The organism is Rhabdaerophilum sp., assembly GCF_046092605.1.
Classification (GTDB): domain Bacteria; phylum Pseudomonadota; class Alphaproteobacteria; order Rhizobiales; family Beijerinckiaceae; genus Rhabdaerophilum.
On the sequence record NZ_JBJTDY010000161.1, the window covers coordinates 1 to 6,030 of the forward strand.

Here is a 6,030-nt window from a genome sequence, read left to right on the forward strand (position 1 = left end):
ACTGATCCATCGCCATGCCGTCGCCGATAGATGCTTTCCCGGCACAAGAACTGGCCAGCTTGCCGATGTCACTCGTGGCGATATCGCCATTTTCGGTGTTGATGCAGTGGCTGCACTGGCTATCCGGGATGCCGCAAACGCACATTCATCGCGAGCAGAAGCCTCCCGTCGACGCATCGATCTTGGCAATCTGGGCGAGGCCTCACACCGGTTGCCAGCCATTTTGCATGACATCGAAGCCCGTGGAGCACGGCCTTTCATGCTGGGCGGTGATACGGAGCTGGGCACAGCCTTGATCGACGCCCTCGCTGGCCGTCCGGACTCTGTTCCGCAGACCATCATCCTGTTGTCGCCCCGCCTCGATATGCGCCTGCCGCAAGCCGGGACGTTTCAGGCCGTGGCGATCGGCACGCAGCGTCTCATCGGATTGTCCAGCTATAACGCTTGGCGCGATGCGGGCGGGATAGTCGCGCCGGCAGCCGCTTTTGACGCAGATTGCGTCGAGACGATGCTGACCGCCATGGCGGCGAAGGTGAGAACGGCGTTGCTGCTGGTCGATCTCGCCGTGATCGATACGGGATATGCGGCGGGGGCCTGGCTGCGGAATGTTGGTGGGCTCAGTCCGATGGCGGTTCTCGACCTCGTGGACAAGACCATTTCACAGTTTGACCTTCATGGGCTGGCCCTACTGAACCTGGCACCTGAACGCGATCCCCGCGGACACAGCGAGCGCATCGCTGCGATGATCGCGGAGCGCGTCGCATCACAGGGTCACGCGAGGCAAGCCGTATGACAAGTGGTGGTGCGCCAAGCCTCTCGTCGGCACCGTCCTTTCGACCCATCCCGTCGTTATTGGGCGCGCCAAATGCGGACATCGACGATGTCAGCCGGGGTGATCTCTGTATGGTCGGACTTTTCGAGGATCATGCAGACACCACGGATTTCGGGGCGCGCTTCGCAGCGCGGCAGATCCGTTATGCAAGCCAGAGCGATACCGATCCGGGTCCTGCGCCTCCGGGCGTGCGCGTCCTTGATCTTGGTGATCTCAACGTGTTTCCGCTTGAGCGCGAGCGAAATAACAGCGCATTGATGCGCCAGCTCAAGAGCATCATCGGGAAAGGGGCGGTCCCGGTCGTGGTCGGCGGCGCCTTTTCCATGCATTCTTTGATGCGGCAGGCTCTCGAGCACGCTGCAGCAAGGAAGGTGGCTCTTGTTGACTTGCCCGCCGCGGCCACTGAGGTGGGTGCCGCCGATCACCGCGATCTAATCGTCCTGACGGTCAATCTGTCGAGATGGGACCATTTGGCGATCGGTCAGGAGAAGCCACTTGCCCACCTTCGACAGGCGATCGAAGCTCTTCCGCCCAAGTCTATCGGCGCTGTTCACCTCACTGGCCTCGCACCTGACCTTGATCTTTGCGGCCGTCAAGAAACCAGTCTCGGCCACCACATTCTCAAGACTGTTGTCGCGCATCTGCGCAAGGCCGGTGCCTGATGCCGCTCAGGATCGAACCACTCCCGCGGATGGCCGGACACCTGCCGTTCATGCGCGGTCGACTGGCAAGGTTGGAAGAGGTCGGTCCAGGGATGGTCGCTGCATTCGGGCTAACGTCTGGAGTCGATGGCCGGACTGACCTTGCGCCTTTGGCGATGCGAGAAACATCCGCCTATTTCGGTTCGCACTTCAACGCGAACATGAAGTCCGCGATGGACATCGACCAGAGGCAGGTCCTGCGCAGTGCGGATGTTGCCGGTTCGATGGTCGATCTTGGTGACCTGCGACCGGATCCGGCAACCGGCACTTTCGAAGGCGCAATCCGGAGAACAATCGCTCACATCCGTGAGAAAGAGGCGATCCCCCTTCTGCTTGGCGGTGAGCAAGGCTGCCTCACCTCGGTCTTGGCCGGACTTCGCATGGGCGAGCCTTCGTCCAACGGGATTGCGGCGCTCATCGTCAGCGCCGCGTCGGACATTCCCGCCTTGCAGGCCAACGACGTCGCTTGCGTTATGTCAGCCTCGCCCGAGGTGCCTGGCGATCCTGCGATCATGTCGATAGCCATTCACGATCTGCGCCAGCGATTTGAGAGCCATTCGGAGTCGATGCTTAGCCATCTGGGGCAAAGACCCGTCCATGTGGCGCTGGATGCCTCTGCCATTGCAACTCATTGGCACGGCGCCAGCACGAATGCTGTTTTTGCAGGGCTGAGCCTGTCGGAATGCCGACGGCTCTTCCGCCGGCTTGGCGTCGCAAACATCGCGAGCTTGTCGATCACCGGTCTTGATCCGACGATCAACGGGTTTTCGCTGGTCAAGACCGGCCAGCGCCTCCTGCTGACGGCCATCCTTGATCTCATCTACGCGCGGCTTGGCGTCCTCGAAGCAAGAGTGGAAACACCCCATGCCTGCGTCTAAAGCTCTTTCTCTCGCCTTCTCGTCTCCCGTGTCGCGCTTCTTCGATGGGGAAAACGCCGACGTATCTCATCTGCGCCGCGGCGATGTCGCTTTCATCGGTATGCCATCGGACGCGACCCATACCAGCCGGATCGGCACGCGGTTCGGGCCACGGGCTCTCCGGCACGAAACCAGCGTGCTGATGCATCAACTGAGGGGGGATGCACAGGGCGGGCTGATCGATACTGCCAACGGCTTGGATTGCGGTTTGGCCGACAAGCGCGCGCTGGTCGATCTAGGCGATGCCAAAATCGATCCGCTGGACGTCGAGAAGACGATCCGCTCCATCGCGGACATGACAGCCGCCGTCGTGAAAACGGGCGCGCTTCCCGTTGCGATCGGCGGCGACCATTTCAACAGCTATCCGGCTTGCCTCGGCGTTTCCGAGGCACTCGCAAAGAGCGAGCCCGATGCGCGCTTCGGCTACATCCAGATCGATGGGCATCTCGATTTCTGCGATCGGCTTGCTGCCTGGGGCCCGTTCAATCACGCCACGAATGCCCGGCGCTGCTCGGAGCTTCCGAACATCCTTCGCGAAAACATGGTCTGGATTGGCATCGCCGGCTGGGTCGATGGCAATGATGTTGCCGAGATCGAAGGCTTTGGCGGTCTCATATTCTCCGCAGAGGATGTCCACCGGATCGGGGCCCGGGAAGTCGCCCGCCGCGCGGTCGCACATGCCCTGCGCAACTGCGATCGGCTCTATCTCACCATCGATGTCGATGCGCTCGACTCCGGCTTCCTGCCCGGCACCGGCTCCATCGTGCATAGCGAGATCACCTGCCGACAATATCTCGACCTTCTCGAAGTCTTCGCTGAGGCGCCGCTCTGCGGCATCGATATGGTCGAGGTTTCTCCGCCGCTTGATCCCTCCGGGCGGTCCGAAGCGATCGCCGCGCAATTGTTGTTTGAAGTCCTCCGCCCTCGACTCGTCGTTAAGGGGGGCCTGCCAGCATGAGCGTCTTTCCGAACCTGATTGCCGGCGAAGCCGCGCCCGTCCTTGAGGCGATGCGCAACATCAATCCGTCCGACACGCGCGATATCATCGGCGAGTACGCCATAGCCTCCTGCCAAGACGTGGAGACGGCGATTGCGGCGGCCGCACAGGCTTTCCCGCTCTGGTCACGGACAAATGCCCTGCAGCGTTTCGAGATCCTTGACCGGATCGGTACGGAGGTTGGTGCGCGCTCAAGCGAGATCGGGGACATGCTGGCGCGTGAGGAAGGCAAGACGCTGAAGGAAGCCACCGCAGAGGTTCTGCGCGCCGGACAACTGTTCAAGTTCTTCGCTGCCGAAGCCTACCGAGCCAATAGCGAGGGCCTGCCTTCGGTCCGCGATCAGATCGGGTTGGCCGTGACGCGCGAACCAATCGGCGTGGTCGGTGTCATCACGCCATGGAACTTCCCGATCGCCATTCCTGCCTGGAAGATTGCGCCCGCGCTCGCCTATGGCAACACCGTGGTGTTCAAGCCGGCCGAGCTTGTCCCGGGCTCGGCCTGGATGCTGGCCGACATCATCAACCGCTCCGGGCTTCCCAAAGGCGTGTTCAACCTCGTGATGGGACACGGATCGGTCGTTGGCGACGCCATCGTCTCGTCGCCGACGGTCGCGGGCGTCTCCTTCACGGGATCGACCCGCGTGGGAAAGGCGATTGGCCACGCACTCTTCGAACGCGGTGCCCGGATGCAGCTTGAAATGGGCGGAAAGAACCCGCTGATCGTTCTGGATGATGCTCCGCTGGAGCTAGCTGTCGACTGCGCCCTGCAGGGTGCGTTTTTCTCGACCGGCCAGCGCTGTACAGCCTCGTCCCGGCTGATCGTGACGCCCGGCATCCATGATGCCTTTGTCGCGCGTCTGATCGAGCGCATGAAAGCGCTCGCCATCGGCGATGCGCGGGACCCGGGGACCGACATTGGTCCTGTTGTCTCGGAGGCCCAGTTGGCGATCGATGAACGCTACCTGGAGATCGGCCGGATGGAGGGGGCTTGCCTTGCCCATGGCGGCGAGCGCCTGAACCGAAAGACGCCTGGCCACTACCTCAACCCTGCCTTGTTCACACAGACGACCAACGGGATGACGATCAACCGCGATGAAATCTTCGGCCCCATCGCGGCCGTCATCCCGGCTCGTGACTATGACGAAGCACTCGCCATCTCCAATGACACCGAGGCGGGGCTTTCCAGCGGGATCGTAACGCAAAGCGCGAAAATCATCCGTCACTTTCGCGACCACGCCGAAGCAGGCATGATTCAGGTCAATCTGCCGACGGCGGGCATGGATTTCCACGCCCCTTTTACTGGCCGAAAACAGGCCGGATATGGTCCTGCCGAAAAGGGCAGTTATGCACGCGACTTCTTCACAGCGGTCAAAGTCACGCATGAACGCTTTGTCTAGTGCCCGAATTTGAAATCAGGAGCGATCAACTGATCGGAATTGCCATGTCCAATGATTCACTTCTTCGTGCCGATGGCCGGCCCGACGACCGAATGGGTGTCGATGCGGTCGAACGAGCCCTCAGCCTACTCGATGCCCTCGGCGCGGTAGAGACGCCGCTCTCGCTTAAGGAACTGGCGCTCAAGACCGGATTGTCCAAAGCGACGATCTTGCGGCTGACAGTCTCGCTGGAGCGCTTTGGCTATGTTGGCCGCAGCCTTGCCGGGGCCTACCAGCTCGGCCCGACCCTCTGGCGGCTGGGCTCGGTCTTCCGGCAGAACCTTGAACTGGAGCCAGTTATCCGACCTGCCATGCAGGCACTGGTGTCGTTGACCCAGGAAAGCGCGTCGTTCTGGATCCCGCGCGGGGAGGAGCGCATGTGCCTGTTTCGCCAGAACTCACCCCGCAGTGCGCGCTCCCATGTCGAAGAAGGTGAGAGTTCGCCAATCGGCAAAGGCTCCGGAGGCCATATCGTGGCCTACTATCTCGGAATGCCGACACGTTTCTCCGAGGAGATCTGCTCCGAAGGTGTTGTCGCCACGCTTGGCGACCGGGACCCGGATGTCGCCAGCGTTTCGGCCCCCGTGTTGGGTCCGAACCGCGAGTTTGTCGGGGCCTTGACGCTGGCCGGTATTCTCAATCGGTTTGAAGCTCATGTGCCGGAATACAAGGTGATCGTGAAGCAGGCCGCTGCCTCGATCACGCGCCAGTTGGGAGGCGAGCCGGGTTCTGCTGCAATCCGGCCCGGAGACCGCACTGAATGACCCTTCCCCTGTCCGGCGTCCGTGTCCTTGATCTGTCGAATGTGCTGGCAGGTCCGTTCTGCGGCTACAATCTGGCGCGCATGGGCGCAGAGGTCATCAAGGTCGAGAACCCGGATGGCGGCGATCTCGCCCGAAAGCTCGGCGCTGATCCGGAGATGGCGAAGCAGCTGATGGGGCTGTCCTTCGTGGCCGTGAATGCCGGCAAGCAGTCGATCACGCTGGATCTCAAGAACGCGGATGGCAAGGAAGCCTTCCTGCGTCTTGTCGAACAGAGTGACGTGGTGCTGGAGAATTTCCGCCCGAAGGTGATGGAGCGGCTGGGGCTCGGCCATGATGTGCTGTCGGCCCGCAATCCGAAGATCATCGCCTGCGCGATCTCCGGC

7 protein-coding genes are annotated in these 6,030 nt (G+C 61.8%); all 7 read left to right on the forward strand.

The annotated features are described in order from the left end of the window. The coding region (locus ACKODO_RS12535; protein WP_408983772.1) for an arginase family protein at positions 1 to 793 on the forward strand (793 nt) is incomplete at its 5' end. Between the two features lie 110 nt (positions 794 to 903). After that, the gene (locus ACKODO_RS12540) at positions 904 to 1,494 is read left to right on the forward strand and encodes an arginase family protein (protein WP_408983773.1); all 591 of its coding nucleotides are present in this window, start codon (positions 904 to 906) and stop codon (positions 1,492 to 1,494) included. Beyond that, positions 1,494 to 2,411, forward strand: coding sequence for a hypothetical protein (locus ACKODO_RS12545; protein ID WP_408983774.1), 918 nt, complete (start codon positions 1,494 to 1,496; stop codon positions 2,409 to 2,411). The genes ACKODO_RS12540 and ACKODO_RS12545 overlap by 1 nt, the downstream gene beginning before the upstream one ends. Further along, positions 2,398 to 3,408 (forward strand): agmatinase family protein, encoded by a 1,011-nt coding sequence (locus ACKODO_RS12550; RefSeq protein WP_408983775.1) that lies wholly within the window; start codon positions 2,398 to 2,400, stop codon positions 3,406 to 3,408. The genes ACKODO_RS12545 and ACKODO_RS12550 overlap by 14 nt, the downstream gene beginning before the upstream one ends. After that, complete coding sequence (locus tag ACKODO_RS12555) at positions 3,405 to 4,844, forward strand: aldehyde dehydrogenase family protein (protein WP_408983776.1); 1,440 nt, start codon at positions 3,405 to 3,407, stop codon at positions 4,842 to 4,844. Before ACKODO_RS12550 ends, ACKODO_RS12555 begins: the two co-directional genes overlap by 4 nt. Beyond that, positions 4,844 to 5,647 carry an IclR family transcriptional regulator gene (locus ACKODO_RS12560; protein WP_408983777.1) on the forward strand — a complete coding sequence of 268 codons (804 nt, stop codon included), beginning with the start codon at positions 4,844 to 4,846 and terminating at the stop codon, positions 5,645 to 5,647. The genes ACKODO_RS12555 and ACKODO_RS12560 overlap by 1 nt, the downstream gene beginning before the upstream one ends. Then, positions 5,644 to 6,030, forward strand: a 387-nt coding sequence (locus ACKODO_RS12565; RefSeq protein WP_408983778.1) for a CoA transferase, incomplete at its 3' end; no start/stop codon positions are given. The genes ACKODO_RS12560 and ACKODO_RS12565, both read left to right, overlap by 4 nt.